Origin of the sequence: Notoacmeibacter ruber, assembly GCF_003668555.1 — a bacterium.
In the GTDB taxonomy this organism is placed as follows: Bacteria; Pseudomonadota; Alphaproteobacteria; order Rhizobiales; family Rhizobiaceae; genus Notoacmeibacter; species Notoacmeibacter ruber.
In genome coordinates this window covers 2,279,116-2,298,409 of the sequence record NZ_RCWN01000001.1, presented here as the reverse complement: position 1 = coordinate 2,298,409, position 19,294 = coordinate 2,279,116, and the positions used below count along the sequence as shown (strand labels likewise).

General features: G+C 59.5%; 21 protein-coding genes, 1 tRNA gene and 1 pseudogene. 11 read left to right on the top strand and 12 right to left on the bottom strand.

The features are described 5' to 3' along the window. The first annotated feature begins 233 nt into the window (after window positions 1-233). Window positions 234-1,394 carry a TRAP transporter substrate-binding protein gene (locus D8780_RS10940; RefSeq protein WP_199699595.1) on the top strand — a complete coding sequence of 387 codons (1,161 nt, stop codon included), beginning with the start codon at window positions 234-236 and terminating at the stop codon, window positions 1,392-1,394. A 100-nt stretch (window positions 1,395-1,494) separates the two neighbouring features. Here D8780_RS10940 and D8780_RS10935 read toward each other — a convergent pair whose 3' ends face one another. The 3 genes from D8780_RS10935 to D8780_RS10925 all read right to left on the bottom strand — a co-directional run bounded on the left by D8780_RS10935 (window position 1,495) and on the right by D8780_RS10925 (window position 2,624). Beyond that, window positions 1,495-2,028, bottom strand: a complete 534-nt coding sequence (locus tag D8780_RS10935; RefSeq protein ID WP_121645614.1) for a GNAT family N-acetyltransferase — start codon at window positions 2,026-2,028, stop codon at window positions 1,495-1,497. Next, a complete protein-coding gene (locus tag D8780_RS10930) occupies window positions 2,007-2,291 on the bottom strand; it encodes a type II toxin-antitoxin system TacA family antitoxin (RefSeq protein WP_158598490.1) in 285 nt (94 codons plus the stop codon). The genes D8780_RS10935 and D8780_RS10930 overlap by 22 nt, the downstream gene beginning before the upstream one ends. Window positions 2,292-2,547: 256 nt before the next feature. After that, window positions 2,548-2,624, bottom strand: a tRNA-Arg gene (locus D8780_RS10925). A gap of 194 nt (window positions 2,625-2,818) precedes the next feature. On the opposite strand from D8780_RS10925, the pseudogene D8780_RS10920 reads away from it, so the two are divergent. Beyond that, window positions 2,819-3,880: pseudogene (locus D8780_RS10920) on the top strand (D-alanyl-D-alanine carboxypeptidase family protein); the annotation flags it as partial. 239 nt (window positions 3,881-4,119) lie between these two features. Next, window positions 4,120-5,202, top strand: coding sequence for a CobW family GTP-binding protein (locus tag D8780_RS10915; RefSeq protein WP_121645611.1), 1,083 nt, complete (start codon window positions 4,120-4,122; stop codon window positions 5,200-5,202). On the opposite strand, the gene D8780_RS15925 is transcribed toward D8780_RS10915, so the two are convergent. From D8780_RS15925 to D8780_RS15835, 5 genes are all read right to left on the bottom strand, one after another. Further along, the gene (locus D8780_RS15925; protein WP_245412407.1) at window positions 5,191-5,391 is read right to left on the bottom strand and encodes a sulfurtransferase TusA family protein; all 201 of its coding nucleotides are present in this window, start codon (window positions 5,389-5,391) and stop codon (window positions 5,191-5,193) included. The two genes, D8780_RS10915 and D8780_RS15925, sit on opposite strands and share 12 nt — an antisense overlap. A gap of 64 nt (window positions 5,392-5,455) precedes the next feature. Beyond that, window positions 5,456-6,634, bottom strand: coding sequence for a L,D-transpeptidase family protein (locus tag D8780_RS15685; RefSeq protein ID WP_147440308.1), 1,179 nt, complete (start codon window positions 6,632-6,634; stop codon window positions 5,456-5,458). Window positions 6,635-6,813: 179 nt separating this feature from the next. Further along, window positions 6,814-7,764, bottom strand: a complete 951-nt coding sequence (locus tag D8780_RS10900; protein WP_121645608.1) for an acetyl-CoA carboxylase carboxyltransferase subunit alpha — start codon at window positions 7,762-7,764, stop codon at window positions 6,814-6,816. 103 nt (window positions 7,765-7,867) lie between these two features. Beyond that, on the bottom strand, window positions 7,868-8,794 hold the full coding sequence (locus D8780_RS10895) for a site-specific tyrosine recombinase XerD (RefSeq protein WP_121645607.1): 927 nt from the start codon (window positions 8,792-8,794) through the stop codon (window positions 7,868-7,870). Continuing rightward, complete coding sequence (locus tag D8780_RS15835) at window positions 8,791-9,027, bottom strand: hypothetical protein (RefSeq protein WP_199699594.1); 237 nt, start codon at window positions 9,025-9,027, stop codon at window positions 8,791-8,793. Before D8780_RS15835 ends, D8780_RS10895 begins: the two co-directional genes overlap by 4 nt. A 117-nt stretch (window positions 9,028-9,144) precedes the next feature. Between D8780_RS15835 and D8780_RS10885 the strand changes: the two genes are divergently transcribed. The 3 genes from D8780_RS10885 to D8780_RS10875 are packed head-to-tail and all read left to right on the top strand — an operon-like array spanning window position 9,145 to window position 12,167. Next, window positions 9,145-9,756, top strand: coding sequence for a shikimate kinase (locus D8780_RS10885; RefSeq protein ID WP_425373652.1), 612 nt, complete (start codon window positions 9,145-9,147; stop codon window positions 9,754-9,756). Beyond that, on the top strand, window positions 9,753-10,880 hold the full coding sequence (gene aroB / locus D8780_RS10880; RefSeq protein ID WP_121645606.1) for a 3-dehydroquinate synthase: 1,128 nt from the start codon (window positions 9,753-9,755) through the stop codon (window positions 10,878-10,880). The genes D8780_RS10885 and aroB overlap by 4 nt, the downstream gene beginning before the upstream one ends. 9 nt (window positions 10,881-10,889) lie before the next feature. Then, window positions 10,890-12,167 (top strand): HlyC/CorC family transporter, encoded by a 1,278-nt coding sequence (locus tag D8780_RS10875; protein ID WP_121645605.1) that lies wholly within the window; start codon window positions 10,890-10,892, stop codon window positions 12,165-12,167. Window positions 12,168-12,182: 15 nt separating this feature from the next. Here the strand turns inward: D8780_RS10875 and D8780_RS10870 are convergent, their stop codons facing one another. Continuing rightward, complete coding sequence (locus tag D8780_RS10870; protein WP_121645604.1) at window positions 12,183-12,500, bottom strand: BolA family protein; 318 nt, start codon at window positions 12,498-12,500, stop codon at window positions 12,183-12,185. 108 nt (window positions 12,501-12,608) lie between these two features. Here D8780_RS10870 and D8780_RS10865 point away from each other — a divergent pair, with 108 nt between their 5' ends. From D8780_RS10865 to D8780_RS10855, 3 genes are all read left to right on the top strand, one after another. After that, window positions 12,609-13,226, top strand: a complete 618-nt coding sequence (locus D8780_RS10865) for a J domain-containing protein (protein ID WP_121645603.1) — start codon at window positions 12,609-12,611, stop codon at window positions 13,224-13,226. Between the two features lie 105 nt (window positions 13,227-13,331). Beyond that, window positions 13,332-14,318, top strand: coding sequence for a cobaltochelatase subunit CobS (gene cobS / locus D8780_RS10860; RefSeq protein ID WP_121645602.1), 987 nt, complete (start codon window positions 13,332-13,334; stop codon window positions 14,316-14,318). 3 nt (window positions 14,319-14,321) lie between these two features. Further along, a complete protein-coding gene (locus D8780_RS10855) occupies window positions 14,322-14,555 on the top strand; it encodes a methionyl-tRNA formyltransferase (protein ID WP_245412323.1) in 234 nt (77 codons plus the stop codon). Between the two features lie 57 nt (window positions 14,556-14,612). On the opposite strand, the gene D8780_RS10850 is transcribed toward D8780_RS10855, so the two are convergent. Both D8780_RS10850 and D8780_RS10845 read right to left on the bottom strand, forming a co-directional pair. Beyond that, window positions 14,613-14,921 (bottom strand): hypothetical protein, encoded by a 309-nt coding sequence (locus tag D8780_RS10850; protein ID WP_147440307.1) that lies wholly within the window; start codon window positions 14,919-14,921, stop codon window positions 14,613-14,615. 118 nt (window positions 14,922-15,039) lie between these two features. Further along, entirely contained in the window at window positions 15,040-15,645 is a 606-nt protein-coding gene (locus D8780_RS10845) for an NADPH-dependent FMN reductase (protein WP_121645600.1), read from the bottom strand. A 158-nt stretch (window positions 15,646-15,803) separates the two neighbouring features. Here D8780_RS10845 and cobT point away from each other — a divergent pair, with 158 nt between their 5' ends. Together cobT and D8780_RS10835 are read left to right on the top strand one after the other, a co-directional pair. After that, a complete protein-coding gene (gene cobT / locus D8780_RS10840; RefSeq protein WP_121646524.1) occupies window positions 15,804-17,711 on the top strand; it encodes a cobaltochelatase subunit CobT in 1,908 nt (635 codons plus the stop codon). A gap of 2 nt (window positions 17,712-17,713) precedes the next feature. Continuing rightward, on the top strand, window positions 17,714-18,715 hold the full coding sequence (locus D8780_RS10835; protein WP_121645599.1) for an esterase-like activity of phytase family protein: 1,002 nt from the start codon (window positions 17,714-17,716) through the stop codon (window positions 18,713-18,715). Here D8780_RS10835 and D8780_RS10830 read toward each other — a convergent pair. Then, window positions 18,685-19,227 carry an NADPH-dependent FMN reductase gene (locus D8780_RS10830; protein WP_121646523.1) on the bottom strand — a complete coding sequence of 181 codons (543 nt, stop codon included), beginning with the start codon at window positions 19,225-19,227 and terminating at the stop codon, window positions 18,685-18,687. The two genes, D8780_RS10835 and D8780_RS10830, sit on opposite strands and share 31 nt — an antisense overlap. Window positions 19,228-19,294 lie beyond the last annotated feature (67 nt).

The window sequence follows — 19,294 nt, the reverse complement described above, 5'->3', positions numbered from 1 at the left end:
GGTTTTCGCAACCGGTTTTTGCCGGGTGGGCCAAACCTGTTCGCCAGGATTGCTGGTCGATCTCCTCTGTCGTCTTCCCTGCCTTGTTGCCATCGCTCCCTTCGCTGGCTTGTCCCTTTATCGCTGCTGACCACAATTTCCGCGATTTTGACGGGGAACAGTTGCATCTGCAACATTCTTGTCGAATGATGCATCAAGCCATGCCCCGTCGGCATGGAGAGGAGGAGAAAATCATGAAATATACGCGTCGCATGCTTCTGGCTGGCGCTGCAGGGCTCGGTGCCGTTCTTGCGAGCGGCAGCGCGTCGTGGGCTCAGGACATCACCCTGCGCCTGCACCAGTTCCTGCCGCCACAGGCCAATGTCCCGCAATTCGTCATCGATCCATGGATCAAGAAGGTTGAGGAGGCCGCTGGCGGCAAACTCAAGATTGAGCATTTCCCGGCCATGCAATTGGGAGGCAAGCCGCCGGAACTGATCGATCAGGTCATCGACGGCGCGGTCGATATTGCATGGACGGTCAACGGGTTCACGCCCGGTCGCTTTCCGCGTCCGGAGGTCTTCGAACTGCCCTTCATGATGACGAATGCCGAAGCCACGTCCCGTGCCTATTGGGAACTCTTCGATAAAGAGATGAAGGATACGGATTACGAGAACCTTCATGTTCTCGGCGCGTGGGTTCACGGCCCCGGCGTTCTTCATTCCAACAGACCCATCGAGACGATGGACGACATGGCCAATGTGAAGTTCCGCACGCCAAGCCGGATGATCGGCTTTTTGCTGGAGGAACTCAATGCGGCACCGATCGGCATGCCGATCACGGCCATTCCGGAGGCCTTGTCCAAGGGCGTGATCGACGGCGCGGTTGTGCCATGGGAAGTGACGACGGCGCTTAAAATCCCGGAGCTGGTGAAGAACCACACCGAGTTTGCCGAGGGCAATGCGTTCTATACCGTCACCTTTACGCTGGCGATGAACAAGGCCAAGTATGAAAGCCTGCCCGACGATGTGAAGAAGGCGATTGACGATAATTCCGGCATGGAGTTCTCGGCGATGGCGGGGCGGATCCAGGCCTCTTACGACGCACCAGCGCGCGAGAAGGCTATCGAGATGGGCAACAATATCATCACGATCAGCCCGGAAGAAACGCAGAAATGGCGCGAGGCAGCGCAGCCCGTCTATGATCGCTGGGCGGCCGATATGGAAGCCAAGGGCATTGACGGGCAGGCCCTCATCGATGAAGCGGAAGCCTTGATCGCCAAATATACCGAGGAGCAGAAGGCGCAATCCAATGATGCCGCGGATGAGCAGGAAGGGGCCGAGGCCGCCCCGACCGAGGAGAGTGGCATGAGCGAAACGCCTTCGGACGGCGAGGCGACCGAGGCCGCGCAGTAAAGCGCAAGAGAAAAGGTGGGGGGCGGCCACGCCCTTCACCTTCGCTTGGTCTTATCGGTCACGTGTTGAATGCTGCGAGAAGGACGAGATGGCAGTGTGCCTAGCTCCCAATCGCGGAATTGAGGGATGCGATAACGTTTTGGGTCGTAATCAAAAGCTTCCTCGGACTAACCTTTGTCTCTACAAATCCAAACCGTTTGTAGAAAGCTGCCGCTTCGTCGTCGATAGCATCCACCACGATAGCGCGGAACGCTACTGCTTGGGACGCTGACGCTGCCGTTCTTAGAGCGTTTGAGAGCAGCGCCTTTCCAACACCTTGGCGCTGTAGATCTTCTGCGATAGCGAATCTGGCGAGCAGAGCGATTGGGATCTCAGTCGGAGAGCCATGAGGGGCAATTTTTTTAGGGGCTTCCTTTCGAAGGATCATGCCTGAGCACAATGCGTAGAACCCTCGCACCTTCATATTCTTGTCGCGGATCACAAAGGTGCGACTGAAATTTTCGGATTGATTATGAAAGGCCAGTTCATGAAGCCAAGAGTCCATTGCGGGCTTCCCGCTTGAGAAGCCCGTATGGTCGTGTTGTTCGGTTAAAGGCTCTGGAGCAAATAGACCTAGGTTTCGGAAGTCGCCCATTGGCTTTCTTCCTTAAAGAGGGCGGCAAGCTCCTTATGCACTTTCGGAGGCTGAGAAACGGTCTCTAGAACAGAATCAAAAAGCTTTGCGTCCAAATGCATGAACCTTTGATCCATCAGGGATTTCTGAGCGCTGAACATCGCGGCCTCAATCACAAAATTGGACAGGCTTTTACCGCATGCTTCAGCAGCGCGTTTGATCAGATCGAGATCGGCGGGCGCAATACGAGCAGTGAACGTTTCGTTTTTTCTTGCAGCGGTCATAGCGTGATCCTTCCATGGCATCGGTAGCCATTCGTCGGCGGGCCTTAGCATGGCATCGACGTACTGACAATGTATGAACATATAACGCTCATAAAAAGGGTTTGTTGCTAAGCCATCCAACTTTGTTGGGTGTCAGGAATTATACGTTGCGTGGAGCAGCCGAGCATAGCTGCATCTCGTCGTATCTCAACGGATGTCACTGCAGCATGGTGCCGCACGAAAGTTGGCGTATTACAAATAAAGTATTCGAAACGATTGGTGATCCCGACAGGATTCGAACCTGTGACCCTCAGATTAGGAATCTGATGCTCTATCCTGCTGAGCTACGGGACCACGCGCATTCCGCTTAGCAGAATCGCCAGGGGTTTTCCAAGCCTGCAATCGCGGGCGCGTATCGGATGGACTGGACCGGCGAAGGGCAATGGCAATATTTGCCCGTTAGGCTGCCCATGTCGTATTGACGCCGCAACTCTCCGACAAGCGTCATGTCGGGATTTCTCCGCCCCCGAAGCCGTTCAGGATTACTGATGCGCCAACGTTCTTATATCGCCGGTCTGCTCTTACTTTGCCTTTCCGCCACCAGTGCCGATGCCAACCCCTCCATCGTCGTCGATGTGGAGACCGGCAAGGTGCTGGCCCATGAGGAGGCCTTTCAGCGCTGGTATCCCGCGTCCATCACAAAGATCATGACAGCCTATATGGCCTTCGAGGCCGTGCGATCGGGCGAACTTTCCATGCGTTCTCCCGTGCGGATCACCAAGCGCGCTGCGGCGGAACCACCGAGCAAGATGGGCTATCCCGTCGGTACGGAACTGACCCTTGAAAATGCGCTGAAGATCATGCTGGTCAAAAGCGCCAACGACATCGCCATGGCGATCGGTGAGGCGGTCGGTGGCACCCGCGACAAATTCATGGCGATGATGAATGAGCGCGCCGCCGAACTCGGGATGACCGATACGCACTTCGTCAATCCGCACGGCTTGCCGGAGAAAGGCCAGTACACGACGGCCCGTGACTTCGGTCTGCTCGCGGCTCATGTCCGGCGGGAATTTCCGCAATATGCCGGAATCTTCTCCATCGAGGCACTGAAACTGCCGGGCAGGGGCGCGCCGGTTCGCAATACCAACATCCTGATCGGGCGGATGGCCGGAGCCGACGGCATGAAAACAGGCTATATCTGCGCCTCCGGCTTCAACCTTGTGGCATCGGCAACGCGGGAAGGCCGGACGATTGTCGCCGTGGTGCTTGGCGCTCTCGATCAGCAGGTCCGGGCCGAGAAGGCTGCCGATCTTCTGGCCGCGGGTTTTCAGACAGATCCGGCCACCGTCCAGGATACGGTTCAGACCCTTCCGCGGGGCGGCGATGACGGGACGGACGTTGCCGATATTAGCAACGATATCTGTACCGGCCGGGCGCAGCTTGATCGCTATGACGGCCGCGACGTCGACGGCAAGTTCATCTACCGATCTTCCAATATCGAGCCGATGCGGCGCGATCCGGTGACTGTTGCCGTCTCACTCGGCGGAGCCGATGGACCGCCCGCGCGAAATACGGGGCTGGTCGATATACCCGTTGCGCAGCCGCGCCCTACCGCTCTTCGTGACCTGGCGCTGGAAACGGCCGCAAGCGAGAAAGACGATAGCGAAAACACCGCGGACGATCCGGAGGACACCGCTCTCTCTTCGCCTGAAACGTCTGCGGCGAGTGCGGCGATGAATGATGGGCCGGAAGCCGATGAAGCGGCCGAAACCGAAGGTGACGAGGACCCTGCGCTCCCGACACCGCCTGCGGGGATGCCGCTGCCGCAAAGCCGACCGGACGCGGTGCAGTGAAGGAAGAGGCCCCCGAAAAGCTGCCGGTTATTCTCCTGACGGGTTTTCTCGGCGCAGGCAAAACCACGTTTCTCAATCGGCTTCTGGCCGACCCGGCGTTCAGTGGATCAGGTGTGATCGTCAATGAATTCGGCGATGTTTCTCTGGATGGATCGCTTGTCGAGACGGCAGCCGGCGGCGCCGTTCTCGAAATGGCGGGTGGCTGCCTGTGCTGTGCGGGTGGCGGCGCTCTGGAGCAGACGCTGGCTGATCTGATCGAGGCTGCAAAGGTGCGGGGCCGACCGCTCACGCGCGTGGTAGTCGAGACATCCGGCATGGCTGACCCTTTGCCTATCCTCGGTGAAATAGGCCTTTCGTCGCTGGGGCGGCTGGAGGCTGTGCTGACGGTCGTCGACCTGGCGCATGGCGAACGGACTCTCGCCGAATTTGAGGAAGCGCGGCGGCAGGTTGCCGTTGCCGACTGCCTTCTGCTCTCGAAAAGTGAACTGGCCGGCGGCATGATTGGCAACGATCTGGAGGCCGTGCTGAAGCACCTCGCTCCGCAGGCCGCTCGTCAGTCTGCCGACGCGGATGTCCTGTCGAGTGTCATGGCCGTCGCGCATCATTCGGAGCATCTTCGCCTGGATGTGGTGGCATCGGTCTCGGGTGAAGCAGGCCACGATCATCATCACCATGTGAACTGTCATTCGCTTCATCGTCATCGAGACACCTATGCCACGACGGTGCTTCAGACGGAGAGGCCGCTGGCACCCATGGCCCTGCAAGGCTTTCTGGAGGTGCTCGTCGGCACACTGGGAGACCGCCTGCTTCGCGTGAAGGGATTGGCGCACCTGACCAATGAAGACCGGCCTCTCATCGTTCAGGCCGTTCAGGGCATGGTTCATTCTGGCGAATATCTTGCCAAATGGCCTGCGGGGATCGGCCCGCAAACGGCGCTCGTCGTTATCACACAGGGCCATCGGGCCGGTGAAATCGAGAACCTGTTCGGCGCTTTTACCGGAGAGATCGCGGCCGATCGGCCCGACGCGGCCGCCTTGACCGACAACCCGTTGGCCGTTCCCGGATTCTCATCCTTCTGAGGCTTCACGTCCGCGTTCGACAATAAATCGGTGGCCGCTATCGACTGGTTCGGCTGCGATCAGCTCATGGCCGTCTTCGCGGCAAAAAGCCGGGATGTCGATGACGGCCAGTGGATCGGACGTCAGTATGGTCAGGCGATGGCCGCGTGGCACGTCACGCAGCCGCCGCCGTGTCTTCAGAACCGGCATCGGACACGACAGGCCACGCAAATCGTAGACCAGCTCCGTCTCGCGCGTCACGCGTGCGGCGGTTTCAGTGACCAAACCGCTGCTCAATGGGCTCGCGGCCGGCTGCCGGAACCGATGCGGTGGATAGATCGGCCTCTGCATCGGCGGTCGAGCGCTGCGATGCGCCGGCTTTCGCCGCAGCGATCAGGGCCGCCGCACGGGAGCGGGCGGCCTCGGCCCGCCGCTTCTCTTCCGCGGCTTTTTCCGGGGTCAGTGCACGACTCGAATCGTCCAGAGAGGGCGGCAGACGCGAGACCTTCTCGCCGCGAACACGCTTCTTCATCCATTCGGAGACGAGGCGAGCTTCCTCGATGCCGTTGACCGAAGGTTTCGGCGGCGCGGTCTTTCCGCTTGCGGCATGATCGAGCGCCTTGGTGAAGGCGCCCATATTGTCGACCGTCTGCTTGGCAAAAGCGAGCGAGAGGGTCGCGGGCTGATCCATCGTGGGGCAGCCTCCACCTTGCGAAGAAATACCGTCGCGCTGGCGACCAAAGACGTAACGACCGTCACAGACCCCTATGGCAGGCGGCTGGCCGGTCAGTTCGAAGAAGTCCGAACCCTCCTTCAACTGGCGCCAGAAATCCAGATTCGGGTCGCCGGCATAGCGCGCCATGTTGGCTTCGGTCATCTTGAAGGGGAAAGCCTGAATCTGAAATTCGCGCTGACCGCCACGGAAGGCATCGCGTGCAAAGGCATAGATTTCGCCGACATATTCATCGGTCATGGCGTAGCAGCCCGACGAGGAGCAGTCGCCATGCACCATAAGGTGCTGGCCCGTGCGGCCGTGAGCGCGGTCGAACTCGTTAGGATAGCCGATATTGAAAGCAAGATAATATTGGCTGTTCGGGTTCATCTGGTGCGGGCGGACCGTATAGAAGCCCTCGGGGGCCTGGCGGTCGCCTTCGACAAATTTCGGGCCGAGCTTGCCGGAATATTTGCAGATCGGGTAGCTTTTGACGAAGGCGAAGCGGCCGTTGGTCTTCTGCTTCCAGATCTCCAGCGTACTCTCTTCCTTGTAGAGCCGAACGAGGATGGGCGAGGTCTCGCTCATACCCATCGCCTTTATCTTGCGGACGAGTTTGGGCGGAAGCGGTTTTTCCGCCTTCGCAACCTTGTCGAGCGTGTCGGTGCAGGCGGTCAGTCCAAGGGACGCGGCAACCAAAAGCAGAATGGCGAACGCGCGAAACACGGCTTTCGAAAGCATTGGTGCGATACCCCATAATCCCCAAAATGCGGCATTGCCGCAGCTTCTGAAGGAAAGGTTATCATCGCTGCCTTGCGGCAGGGTTAAGACCGGATTTAACGAATGCCTTCCGAAGCGTCGCCATCCCTGCCCGAAAGGTTCGGCGTTTTTGTGACCTTCCCTTGGGGTGGGAGCGCGCCTCAGATGTTCCGACCTATGGCAAGGAACTTCTCGCGCCGCTCCTGCCGCAGATCGCGTCCTTTACCCGAAAGATCCCGCAAGGCGGCATCGATCTGGTCACCGGCCCGGGCGATCGTCTGATCTGGATTGCGGTGGGCCCCGCCCACCGGCTCAGGAACGATGCCGTCGATGACTTTCAGTTCAACGAGGTCCTGCGCCGTGATCTTCATGCCAGTAGCCGCATCCTTGGCGCGTGCACTGTCATGCCAGAGGATCGAGGCCGCGCCTTCCGGCGAGATGACGGAATAGATGGCGTGTTCTAGCATATAGACACGATTGGCTGTCGCCAGCGCGATCGCGCCGCCCGAGCCGCCTTCTCCGATCACGACGGAGACGAGCGGTGTCGGCAGGTTGAGACAGGCTTGGGTGGAACGGGCGATGGCTTCGGCCTGTCCGCGTTCTTCCGCGCCGCGGCCCGGATAGGCACCGGTCGTATCAACGAAGGTGATCACCGGAATCTCGAACCGTTCGGCCAGTTCCATCAGGCGGACCGCCTTGCGATAGCCTTCCGGCCGCGCCATGCCGAAATTCCGCTTCAGGCGGCTTTCGGTATCGTTGCCCTTTTCCTGTCCAAGCACACAGACACTCTGGCCGCGGAACCGTCCGAAGCCGGAAATGACGGCTTCGTCCTCGGCGAACTTCCGGTCGCCGGAAAGCGGCGTGAAATCGTCGATCAGTTTCTTGACGAAGTCGACGCAGTGGGGACGGTCCGGATGGCGGGCAACCTGCGCCTTCTGCCATGGGGTCAGCGACTTGTAGAGATCACGCAATGCGTCGCGGGCACGGCTCTCCAGCCCGGCGATCTCTTCCTTGACGTCGACGGAGTTGCTCTCCTCCATCGTCGTTTTGAGTTCCATGATCCGGGTTTCGAGTTCGGCGACCGGTTTCTCGAAATCGAGATAATTGTACATGCGCGTCCTTCGGATCACGCGACAGACCGTGTCTCACGATCACTGCCGCTCGATAAATGTCGTTACCGGCGGAAACTGCCGATCACGGAAAATCCGCAATTCCTTACCGGCTTGGCTTTGGCCTCGCAAGCGGGTGATGCTCCTGCACCAGTTCGACCAGCCTTTCTTCCAGAACATGGGTATAAATCTGCGTTGTGGAAATATCCGCATGGCCGAGCAATTGCTGAACGGATCGCAAATCGGCCCCATTTTGCAAAAGATGAGAGGCAAAAGCATGGCGCAGGATATGGGGTGAGACCGCCTTCGGGTCGAGTCCGGCACGCGCCGCCAGCGCCTTCAGATCGCGAGCGAAGACCTGGCGCGGAAGATAGCCGGCGGCAGCTTCGCGGGAGGGGAAGAGATAGGGGCTCTGCGCATAGACCGGTGCCCGGTCGCGCCGTTTCAGCCAACGGTCCATGGCCGCACGGGCTGGCGGGGAGAGGGGAACGAGCCGTTCCTTATCTCCCTTTCCGGTCACGACGAAATAGCGGGCATCGCGGCGCGCCACCGAAACAGGCAGCGAGACCAATTCGGATACGCGCAGGCCGGTCGCGTAAAGGACTTCCAGCAGTGCCGCCATGCGAATGGGGGCGAGTTTTTCGCCTGCCATCGCTGCTTCGTCTTCGGCGAGATCAAGCAGCCGGGTGACATTCTCTTCACTCAACACCTTGGGGAGAGGGGCCGGTTTTCGTGGATTTTCGAGTGTTGCGGACGGATCGTCCTGCCGCAGCCCTTCGGCATAAAGAAACTGAAAGAATTGTCGCAGCGCCGCAAGGCGTCGCGCCTGAGAGGAGGCGGCATATCCTCGCGAGGGAAGGCGGCCGATATAGCGCCGCAGAGCCTCTTCATCAGCATTGGCGAGAGGTCCGTCACACTGTTCGGACACATCGCGCAAATCGCGTTCGTAAGCGGCGAGTGTGTTGGCTGCGGCCCCCCGTTCCGCCGACAGCATCTCCAGAAAGCTTTCGATCAGATAGCCGTCGGACCTCATTGTGTCTCGTCTTGTTCGGCGGCGTCTGGCTCCGCGTTCCTCTCCGGCAGGGGTGTGCGGGGACGATTGGCCAGTTGGCGCTGTTCAGCGCGCTCCATAAGGTCCTGAATCGGCAGTTCGATCCGCTTCTCCACCTGGGTCGGCCGAACGAAGTTCGCCAGAGCGAAGGCCCCCGCATAGATCGCGGCCGCAACGATCAGGATGATTGTAATGAAGCGGGTGAGGGTGGGCATGACCCCATCTTTCCGTGTCATACCGAAGGATCGGCCCCTTATGCGCGTCCGCTGCCGGCTGTGCAAGCCGGAGCGCTTGACGCCCTGCAGCTTTTCATGTGCAAGGCAGACATGACGATGGAACACCAATCCGACGAGATGTCGCCTGCGGCGCAGGCGGAATCCACGCGCCAGCTCATCCTGCAAGGGCTTGATGGGCGCCATGTCGTATTGGTGGGATTGATGGGCGCCGGCAAGACCGCGATGGGCAGGGTCATCGCAAGCCGGCTCGGCCTTCCGTTTATCGACAGCGACGACGAGATCGAAGCGGCCAGCACGATGACGATCCCCGAACTGTTCGAGAACTATGGCGAGGGCGAATTCAGGGATCTGGAGCGACGTGTCATCGCCCGCTTGCTGGGCGAACGCCAAAGAGTGATTTCACTGGGCGGCGGTGCGTTCATGAGCGCAGAAACCCGCGAGGCAATCGCGGCGCATGGGTTCTCGCTCTGGATCGACGCAGATCTCGATCTTCTCTTTTCGCGTGTGAGCCGCAAACCGGGCCGTCCGCTTCTGCAAAATCGCGATCCGAAGGGAACGCTGGCGCGTTTGATGGAGCAGCGTTACCCCGTTTACGGCAAGGCCGATCTTCGCGTGAAGAGCGAGGAGCTTTCACGAGACGCCATGGCCGGCAAGATGATCGAGGCGATGGCCGACCATTTCGTTGCAGCGGAGAAACAGAACGCATGATCGTGGCCGAGGATGGGTTGAGACGGGTTGAGGTCTCTCTGGGCGCTAAATCGTACGAGATCCTGATCGGGTCCGGTCTCCTCCAGGATGCAGGCCCACGCATCGCAGAGCGTTTACCGGGCGCGCGTTGCGCGATCCTCACCGACGAGACGGTTGCCTCACTCCATCTGGAGACGCTCACCGCCAGTCTTGAGCAATCCGGTATTGCGTTCGAAATTAAGCGTCTGCCCGCCGGCGAAAAAACCAAGAGCGCCGAATACCTGCTCGAGGCGGTCGATTTCGTACTCGGAACCCGCATGGAGCGTGGCGATGCGGTCATTGCTCTTGGCGGCGGGGTGATCGGAGATCTGTCCGGTTTCGTGGCGGGTATCGTCCGGCGGGGCATGAGGTTCATTCAGATCCCGACAACGCTGCTTGCGCAGGTAGACAGTTCCGTCGGCGGCAAGACCGGCATCAATTCCCGGCACGGCAAAAACCTGATCGGCGTTTTCCATCAACCGGAACTGGTGCTTTCGGACACGGCGGTGCTGGATACGCTTTCAGATCGTGAGTTCCGTGCCGGTTATGCCGAGGTCGCCAAATATGGTCTGATCGACCGGCCCGATTTCTTTTTCTGGCTGGAGAAGAACTGGCGGAGTATTTTCGAGGGCGGCCCCGAGCGCGGCGAGGCCATTGCCATTTCATGTCGATGCAAGGCCGACGTTGTCGGTCGCGACGAGCAGGAAGAGGGTGATCGGGCGCTTCTCAATCTTGGCCATACATTCGGCCATGCACTCGAAGGCGCGACAGGCTATGACAGCTCCCGGCTGGTCCACGGTGAGGGCGTAGCGATCGGGGTCGCTCTGGCACACTATTTTTCGGTGCGTCTCAATCGATGCTCCGTCAACGATGCGGAGCGGGCCGAAGCCCACCTCAGGACCGTCGGGCTCCCCACACGTCTCGCGGAGGTTCCCGGAGGGCTCCCTCCTGCCGAAGTTTTGCTGGACTATATTGCACAGGACAAGAAGGTGAGCCGCGGAGCGCTGACCTTCATCCTCACCGAAGGGATCGGTCGTTCCTTTATCGCAAAGGACGTGCCGGCCTCTGAAGTTCTTGGGTTTCTGCGGGAGTGCCTTGCGGCATAACATAAGCCAATGTGGGTTGTTATCGGCGTTATCGTCGGACTGATCGTTCTATCCGCCGTTTTTTCCGGTTCGGAAACGGCGCTGACCGCAGCCAGCCGTGCGCGCATGCACAGTCTGGAGCAGGGCGGCGATCCGCGCGCCGGTATCGTGACGCGGCTCATCGAAAGACGGGACCGCCTGATCGGGGCGCTGCTGATCGGCAATAATCTGGTCAACATCCTTGCATCGTCGCTCGCCACATCGATGTTCCTGCGTCTGTTCGGGGAGGCCGGCGTGGTCTGGGCCACGCTGGTCATGACCGTTCTGCTGGTCATCTTTGCCGAAGTGCTGCCGAAAAGCTGGGCCATCTCTTCGCCCGATACCTTCTCGCTGGCCGTCAGTCGGCTGATGGCGATCTATGTGACCGTGCTGGGCCCGGTCTCATCGCTTGTAAATGCCCTCGTCCGGCAGGTTTTGCGCCTGTTCGGCATCAAACTGGGCGAGGGCCAGTCCATGCTGACCGGACATGAAGAATTGCGTGGCACGATGGAGGTGCTCCACCGCGAAGGCGCCTTCGTGAAGGCCGATCGCGACCGGCTGGGCGGATTGCTGGATCTGGCCGAGCTGGAAGTGTCGGACGTGATGATTCACCGAACCAGCATGCAGACGCTGAATACCGACGAGTCGTCGGAGGATGCCGTGCGGCAGATCCTCCACTCGCCCTATACGCGTATGCCGCTATGGGAGGGCACGCCGGACAATATCGTCGGCGTGATCCACGCCAAGGATCTGCTGCGCGCCCTGCATGATGTCAATAATGATCCTTCGCGGATCGACATCAGGGCGATCGCCGCGCCGGCCTGGTTCGTCCCCGATACGACCACCCTTCAGGATCAGCTCAACGCATTTTTGCGGCGTCAGAGCCATTTTGCCATCGTGGTCGATGAATATGGCGAACTGGAAGGTCTGATCACGCTGGAGGACATCATCGAGGAGATCGTCGGTGATATCGCCGACGAGCATGATGTCGAGATGAAAGGGCTGGCCATCGAAGCCGATGGCTCGGTGGTGGTCGATGGCTCGGTGCCGATCCGCGATCTCAACCGTGCGCTCGACTGGGAACTGCCCGATGACTGGGCGACGACCGTTGCCGGTCTTGTCATCCACGAGACGCAGTCCATTCCCGACGAACGGCAGGCTTTCACTTTTCACGGCAAGCGTTTCGTCGTTCTTCGGCGAGAGAAGAACCGCATTGTCAGCCTGCGAATTCGTCCGATCGTGGGGCCGGGCGAAGAGCTGGCCAGCTAAGCCGAGGGATTTCGCCTACCAGCGCGTCGGTTCACCGGGTGCAGCCGGCTCGATGGCGAGCGCGTGAACTTTTTCGGGGGTCAACTCGTCTGCCAGCGTTTCGTTGACGGCGCGATGGCGGTTCACCCGACTCATGCCATCGAATTCCGCCGCGACAATCCGGACGCGGAAATGCGTTTCGCCCGTGCCGTCGAACGTGTCGTGATGGTCGGAATCGTGATTATGATGGCCGGCATGGAGATGGCTTTCATTCACGATTTCAAGCCGCTCGGGCGAGAACCGTCGCACCAGCTTGTCACGCATCGCGGTTTCGATCGGTCCGGCAGAGGCCATGATTTGTTCCCGTTTTGAGAGGTGGACATATGTTTCGCACCTTTCGGACAAATAATGTTCGCTTGTCAATTCTTGTTATCGCAGCCGAAGCACCCCAGAATCTGCCCCATGAAGTCGCGTTCAAATCTTTTCGATTCCATCCGCATCAAGTCGCAGAAAAAAGCGCAGCCGAAAGCGGAGACGGAGGCAATCTGCCAGTGGGACGGGTGCCACGAGCCTGGTGAGTTTCGCGCACCTGTCGGTCGCAGTGCGGAAGGCGAGTATTTTCGCTTCTGCATGGAGCATGTCAGGCGCTACAACAAAGGCTACAACTATTTTTCCGGCCTCTCGGACGGCGAGATCGCCCGCTATCAGAAAGAGGCGGCGACCGGCCACCGGCCGACCTGGAAGATCGGTTCGCTTGGCAGTGAAACCGCTGCCGCGCCGGAAATCAGCTCGATGCGAAGCGGCCGTGCGGGCTATTATTCGTATACGGGACGCCGGCAGCCTGGGAGCAATTCCAACGGGCCGGTGGTTCAGGAGCGGGCGCTTCGGCCCTTGGAAAAGAAGGCGATCCGCACGCTGGGGCTTGAGCGGCGCGCAACGCCCGAAGAAATTAGGGTGCGCTACAAGCTGTTGGTCAAGCAGTACCATCCCGATGCCAATCATGGGGACAGGGGCAGCGAAGAGCGGTTTCGCGAAGTCCTGGACGCCTATCGATTGCTCAAGCGTTCCGGTTTCTGCTAGGGAAACCAAAGCCCCAAGACGACCCTTTCAATCTGCATCTGCAAGAAGGACAAGGCGGGCCGTGCGGCCAAAGAGCCAGTGCGCAATCCGCCGCGACGAGACCTGATGGATACCCAGACAAACGAACAGCCCGGCCTGCCCGATACATCCGTTTCGGTTCGGGAGACCTTCGGTATCGACTCCGATATGATCGTTCCGGCCTATAGCCAAGCCGACTCCCATGTGCCGGAGCTCGATACGGACTATCTGTTCGATCGGCAGACGACTCTCGCGATCCTGGCCGGCTTTGCCTATAACCGCCGGGTACTGGTTTCCGGCTTTCACGGCACCGGCAAATCGACCCATATCGAGCAGGTTGCGGCGCGGCTGAAATGGCCCGCTGTGCGCGTCAACCTCGACAGCCATGTCAGCCGTATCGACTTGGTCGGCAAAGATGCCATCGTCCTGCAGGACGGCCAGCAGATCACCGAATTCAAGGACGGCATTCTGCCCTGGGCGTACCAGAACAATGTGGCGCTCGTCTTTGACGAATATGATGCGGGCCGACCGGATGTGATGTTCGTAATCCAGCGCGTTCTGGAAAGCTCTGGACGCCTCACTCTTCTCGATCAGAGCCGCGTCATTCGGCCCCATCCCGCCTTCCGCCTGTTCGCTACCGCGAACACGGTCGGCCTCGGCGATACGACCGGCCTTTATCATGGCACGCAGCAGATCAACCAGGCGCAGATGGACCGCTGGTCGATCGTGACGACCCTGAACTATCTGCCCCATGACAAGGAGGTGGAGATCGTACAGGCCAAGGCGCGGCATTATCAGAACGAGCAGGGCCGCGAGACCGTCAACAAGATGGTGCGCGTTGCGGACATGACGCGGGCCGCGTTCATGAATGGCGATCTTTCGACGGTGATGAGCCCGCGTACGGTGATCACCTGGGCCGAGAATGCTGACATCTTCAAGGATGTCGGCATGAGCTTCCGGCTAACCTTCCTCAACAAATGCGACGAGATGGAGCGGACGATCGTTTCGGAGTTCTATCAGCGTGCTTTCGGCGAGGAACTGCCGGAAAGCGCGGCAAATGTTGTGCTGGGGTGAGATATGGCAAGGATTAGCAAATTCGTCCGTGGAGAGATGGAACGGATCTCGCTTCATGATCCTATAGAAGCGATCTACTATCTACACGAAAAAGACGGCCGAAAGCTCTTCCAGCTCAACACGATGGGCCGCGATAGCAGGGAAATCCCAGGCAAAGTGAGCCAATCTATTCAGCTCGATCAGGAGTCGGCAGAACAGTTGGTTCTCATTCTTCAACGCCATTTCAATATGAAGTGATCGAAGCCCCGCGCTCCACTCTGGAACGCGGGGCTTTTTGTTGAACGTGCGGGTCGATCAGTCGTTCTTTTTGTAAAGGCCACGCGGCTCGACCCGCGTGCCGTCACGATCATCGTCTGTAGCGATCGCGCTGTTCTCATTGGCGCGGTCGCCAGCCTTTCCGTTCACCGAACGCTTGGCACCGGCTTCCGAAAAGTTGACCTTGCCATTGGTGACATAGCCGCTCTTGTTCTCGAAGGCGCCGTTCTTGTCAGCGTTTTTGCTGATGGCTTCGTAAGGCGTCTTGCCGCCTTTTTCCGCCATGGCGACGCCAGTTGTTGCCAAAAGAACGGCGGCGGCAGAAGCGGTCATTGCACGAATACGCATATTGAAAATCTCCTCGATTTCAAAATCCTTCGCGCAACCAATGGTCGAGATATTGCAATGTTCCATTACGGAAAAGTTGAAGTCGGCGGCGATTCATTTCCCCGGACGCGCGACGGCGTCAGGACGTTTCGGTCTGCCCATTTCGCGCGGCCATGGTAGCCTTGGCCCACCATTCGAGTTCGTCGAGCATGGCCTGCGCCGCGGGTGCAATGGCATTTTCGATGGTCTCCATCGGTCCATTTTCGCCGAGTGGATGGACGGCCATGAAGCTGCCGGCGGCGATGTGAACGGCGTTGCGGAGCGGGACCATCTGCAGCTCGATGCCGATGCCGCGCAGATGTTCGATCGCACGCGCCGCTCCGACGCCGCCATAGCCGATATAGGCCATCGGCTTCCTGTTCCATTCGACATAGGCCTGATCGAGCGCGTTCTTCAGCGAGCCGGTGATGGAGTGGTTGTACTCGGCGACAACGAAGATGTAGCCGTCGAATTCTGCGATCTTCTCCTGCCATTGAAGGGCTTTCGGATTGTCGCTGGCCATCCAGAGATTGGATGCTTTTTCATCGAAAAAGGGCAGGTCCATCTCGCGGAGGTCAACCAGCTCGACGTCGAATGCGCCGTGTGCTTTTGCTTTTTCGAGCATCCATGCGGCGGGCTTGTCGGCAAAACGGGTCGGGCGTGTCGATCCGATGATGATCGCGATGCGGGGTTTGGTCTGGGACATGATGGGTCTCCTGAGTGAATTTCCACATCATTTGCGCATCAGCTGCGATCGTTCAATTGAACAAATTTCGACAGATCGTTTCGTCTGAATGAACAATCGGTTCTTGTCAGGTGAATTGGCTCTTGCCCCGGTTTAGGTTCACGCCTTATCTGCAGTCCATGAGCAGTTCAGGGCATAATTCGCGCAAGGCGGCGAAATCTGTGACGGAAGCGCAGGACGGGTTCAAGCGTTCCGTATCGGCCACCGTACGTGCGATGAGCGGCGAGCGCGAATTGGAGGTTTCCTTTTCGCGCGACAAGCCCGCGCTGGTCGGCAACCGCGCCCGCCTTCCAGATCTTCCGAAGAAGGCGAGTGGTATCGATCTGTCGATCACCCGTGGCGTCGGCGACTCCATGGCGCTGCGCAAGGCCTGCCACGACGAACGGCTGCATGTACGCCTTGCACCGGAGGGCCGGCAGGCCCGTGCCGTCTATGATGCGGTCGAGGCGGCGCGGTGCGATTCGATCGGCGCCAACCGTATGCCCGGCGTGGCCGACAATATCGGCGCGATGGTCGAGGACCGTTGCCAGAAATCCAATTTCTCCGCAGCCTCCAGCCGCGACGACGTTCCCGTGGAAGAGGCCGTCGCACTGATGGTTCGCGAGCGGCTGACCGGCCGGCCCCTGCCGCAGGCGGCTGAGAGTGCCGTTTCCCTATGGCGTGACTGGGTGGAGGAGAAGTCCGAGGGGCGGCTGGATACCCTTCTCGATTCGATCGAAAGCCAGGATGATTTCGCGCGGTCGATCCGCGAACTTCTCGTCTCGATGGAGATGGCTGAAGAGCTCTCTGACGAAATGGATGATGAGAGCGATCAGTCCGAGGACGAGGAAAGCGAGCCCGAACCGCAGGACAGCGAGGATGAAGGCGGCGAGCAATCCGAAGGCGAGCAGGATGCGGAGGCTGACGCCTCCGAGGAGGAAGGCGATCCGCAGGATAGCGAACAGACTGAAATGGCCGAGGCTTCGGACGCCGAGTTCGACGAGGACGAGGAAGGCGAAGACGAGGCCGATACGCCCGGCGAGACCCGGCGCGAGAACGATGTGTTCTCCGACATCGCCTCGGAATTCGACTACAAGGCCTTCACGACGGCTTTCGATGAGGAAGTCGCGGCCGACGAGCTCTGCGATCAGGAAGAACTGGAGCGTCTGCGCGCTTTCCTGGACAAGCAGATCGGCAATATGCAGCGCGTCGTCAGCCGCCTGGCAAACCGATTGCAACGCCGCTTGATGGCACAGCAGAACCGGTCATGGGATTTTGATCTGGAAGAGGGCTATCTCGACCCGGCCAGACTGTCGCGGATCATCATGGATCCGATGCAGCCGCTCTCCTTCAAGCAGGAGCGCGATACCAATTTCCGCGATACCGTCGTGACGCTGCTGATCGACAATTCCGGCTCCATGCGGGGCCGGCCCATCACCGTCGCGGCCACCTGTGCCGATATTCTGGCGCGCACGCTCGAGCGCTGTGGTGTTTCGGTCGAGGTGCTTGGATTTACCACACGGGCCTGGAAGGGCGGCAGCAGCCGAGAAGAGTGGTTGAAATCCGGCAAGCCGCCATCGCCCGGCAGGCTCAACGATCTGCGGCATATCATCTACAAGAGTGCGGACATGCCCTGGAGGCGCGCCAAGACGAATCTCGGCCTGATGATGCGCGAGGGACTTCTAAAGGAGAATATCGACGGCGAAGCGTTGATATGGGCGCATCAGCGTTTGCTGCAGCGGCATGAGCAGCGGAAGATCATGATGATGATATCCGACGGTGCTCCGGTCGACGACTCGACCCTCTCGGTCAATTCGGGCAACTATCTGGAAAAGCATCTGCGGGCGGTGATCGAACGGGTCGAGACCCGCTCTCCGGTCGAACTTCTTGCCATCGGCATCGGTCATGATGTGACGCGATATTATCGCCGTGCGGTGACCATCGTCGATGTGGAGGAGCTGGCGGGAGCCATGACGGAACAGCTCGCCGCGCTTTTCGAGGACGAGTTGGCGCAGCCAATGCCGAGACAGAGCGCCGGGCGCCGCTGACAATGCGTCACATCGGTTTTGCTGCAATGATCGGCGGCGTGTTGTTCGCGACCTTGTCCGTCAGTCCGTCGCCGGCGAGCGAACCGTTCGAGGTCAGTCTGGAGCGGATCGACGCGTTTCATATCGGTTCGGACGAGACGCATTTCGGTCCGTTGCGTTTTATCGGCGGACTCAATCTTATTGGCGGCCACCGCCATCTCGGTGCCTTTTCGGGATTTCGTTTTCGCGACGATGACGGCGGCCGGTTCGTCGCCGTCTCCGATACGGGCTTTTTCTTTTTCGGCCGGCTCGAACGGGACGGGGAGGGGCGCCCCACCGGGGTCGCGGACGCCGCCATTACCGAAATGACCGATGAAACCGGACGTGCCCAACGGGCAAAATACCTTTCCGATGCGGAGGGCCTTTCCGTCGATGGCGATCGGGCCTCTGTTTCATTCGAGCGGATTGACCGGATCATCGAATTTCAGCTCGATGGTCAGAGCGCAACGCCGGTGGGCCGGGTTCCCATTCTCATCCCCGAGCATGAATTGCGGGGCAATGGCGGCATCGAAACACTGGTGCGGACGCCGGATGACAGCCCTTTTGAGGGCGCAAGAATTGCGATTGCCGAAACCAGCATCGATAGGGACGGTAATATTCTGGCCGCAGTCCTCGAAGGGCCGCGCAAAGGGCTTTTCGCGGTCAAACCAAGCGACCGTTTCTCGCCGACCGATGGCGCGATCTTGCCGGGCGGCCGGCTTCTGCTTCTCGAGCGATCATTCTCGCTGGCGCGCGGGGTGGGCATGCAGTTGAGGGTCATCGATCTGAACGAGATCAAACCTGGTGCCGTCGTTGATGGCGAGGTGATCCTGACCACCGATATGCGTTACCAGATCGACAATATGGAAGGCATTGACGTCTTTCGTACCGAGGATGGAGCGACTCGGATCGGGATCATTTCCGACGACAATAAGAGCCTTCTCCAGCGTACTCTTTATCTGGAATTTGAATTCGACGCGCAGTGATCGGCGAAATCGGACAGAAAGCCTGTGATCGCAGCACTGTTTTCAGGTTGCCGAAGGATATCGTCGATTTCCGCTGGCGATTTCGCCATCAGCGCGAAACTGACGAAGACATCACTCGTGAACGCTGCCGAAATGGTCGAGAGCACGGTCCGCAGCGAAGCCAGCATATCCTCCCCCCGATGAGACGCGTGGGCGATCGCAATCGGTTTGTTGATGATCGCATCGCGTGAGACGAGCCAGTCGATCAGGTTCTTCAGGCCGCCGGGAATGGCACGAACATATTCCGGGCTGGCAAAAATCAGACCGTCCGCAGTTTCGATGGCTGCCAAAAGCCTCTCAATTTCGGGCGGCGTGTTCTCTCCTTCCAGATCCGGTGAGAAGACCGGCAGTGAATTGACCGGGGACAGGAGGTCGATCACGACTTCCGCTGGCGACATTTGCTGAATAGTCCGGAGCATAGCAGTATTGGTCGATGCACGGCGCGCACTGCCTGAAATGGCCAGAAAGGTCAGTCGGTCATGCGCCATAGCAATCATCCCAATAAAAAAAACGGGCCGTTGCCGGCCCGCTTCAAAAGTC

Bases quoted from the DNA above. Each gene is read 5' to 3' on its own strand.
- D8780_RS10845 (WP_121645600.1), bottom strand. From the start codon at position 15,645: ATGTCCCAGACCAAACCCCGCATCGCGATCATCATCGGATCGACACGC.
- aroB (WP_121645606.1), top strand. From the start codon at position 9,753: ATGATCGTGGCCGAGGATGGGTTGAGACGGGTTGAGGTCTCTCTGGGC.
- D8780_RS10935 (WP_121645614.1), bottom strand. From the start codon at position 2,028: ATGGGCGACTTCCGAAACCTAGGTCTATTTGCTCCAGAGCCTTTAACC.
- D8780_RS10870 (WP_121645604.1), bottom strand. From the start codon at position 12,500: ATGGCCTCTGCCGGACCGATCGAAACCGCGATGCGTGACAAGCTGGTG.
- D8780_RS10855 (WP_245412323.1), top strand. From the start codon at position 14,322: ATGGCAAGGATTAGCAAATTCGTCCGTGGAGAGATGGAACGGATCTCG.
- D8780_RS10895 (WP_121645607.1), bottom strand. From the start codon at position 8,794: ATGAGGTCCGACGGCTATCTGATCGAAAGCTTTCTGGAGATGCTGTCG.
- D8780_RS15685 (WP_147440308.1), bottom strand. From the start codon at position 6,634: ATGCTTTCGAAAGCCGTGTTTCGCGCGTTCGCCATTCTGCTTTTGGTT.
- D8780_RS15835 (WP_199699594.1), bottom strand. From the start codon at position 9,027: ATGCCCACCCTCACCCGCTTCATTACAATCATCCTGATCGTTGCGGCC.
- D8780_RS10900 (WP_121645608.1), bottom strand. From the start codon at position 7,764: ATGTACAATTATCTCGATTTCGAGAAACCGGTCGCCGAACTCGAAACC.
- cobT (WP_121646524.1), top strand. From the start codon at position 15,804: ATGAGCAGTTCAGGGCATAATTCGCGCAAGGCGGCGAAATCTGTGACG.
- D8780_RS10930 (WP_158598490.1), bottom strand. From the start codon at position 2,291: ATGACCGCTGCAAGAAAAAACGAAACGTTCACTGCTCGTATTGCGCCC.
- D8780_RS10940 (WP_199699595.1), top strand. From the start codon at position 234: ATGAAATATACGCGTCGCATGCTTCTGGCTGGCGCTGCAGGGCTCGGT.
- D8780_RS15925 (WP_245412407.1), bottom strand. From the start codon at position 5,391: ATGCCGGTTCTGAAGACACGGCGGCGGCTGCGTGACGTGCCACGCGGC.
- cobS (WP_121645602.1), top strand. From the start codon at position 13,332: ATGGATACCCAGACAAACGAACAGCCCGGCCTGCCCGATACATCCGTT.
- D8780_RS10865 (WP_121645603.1), top strand. From the start codon at position 12,609: ATGAAGTCGCGTTCAAATCTTTTCGATTCCATCCGCATCAAGTCGCAG.
- D8780_RS10850 (WP_147440307.1), bottom strand. From the start codon at position 14,921: ATGCGTATTCGTGCAATGACCGCTTCTGCCGCCGCCGTTCTTTTGGCA.
- D8780_RS10885 (WP_425373652.1), top strand. From the start codon at position 9,145: ATGGAACACCAATCCGACGAGATGTCGCCTGCGGCGCAGGCGGAATCC.
- D8780_RS10835 (WP_121645599.1), top strand. From the start codon at position 17,714: ATGCGTCACATCGGTTTTGCTGCAATGATCGGCGGCGTGTTGTTCGCG.
- D8780_RS10875 (WP_121645605.1), top strand. From the start codon at position 10,890: ATGTGGGTTGTTATCGGCGTTATCGTCGGACTGATCGTTCTATCCGCC.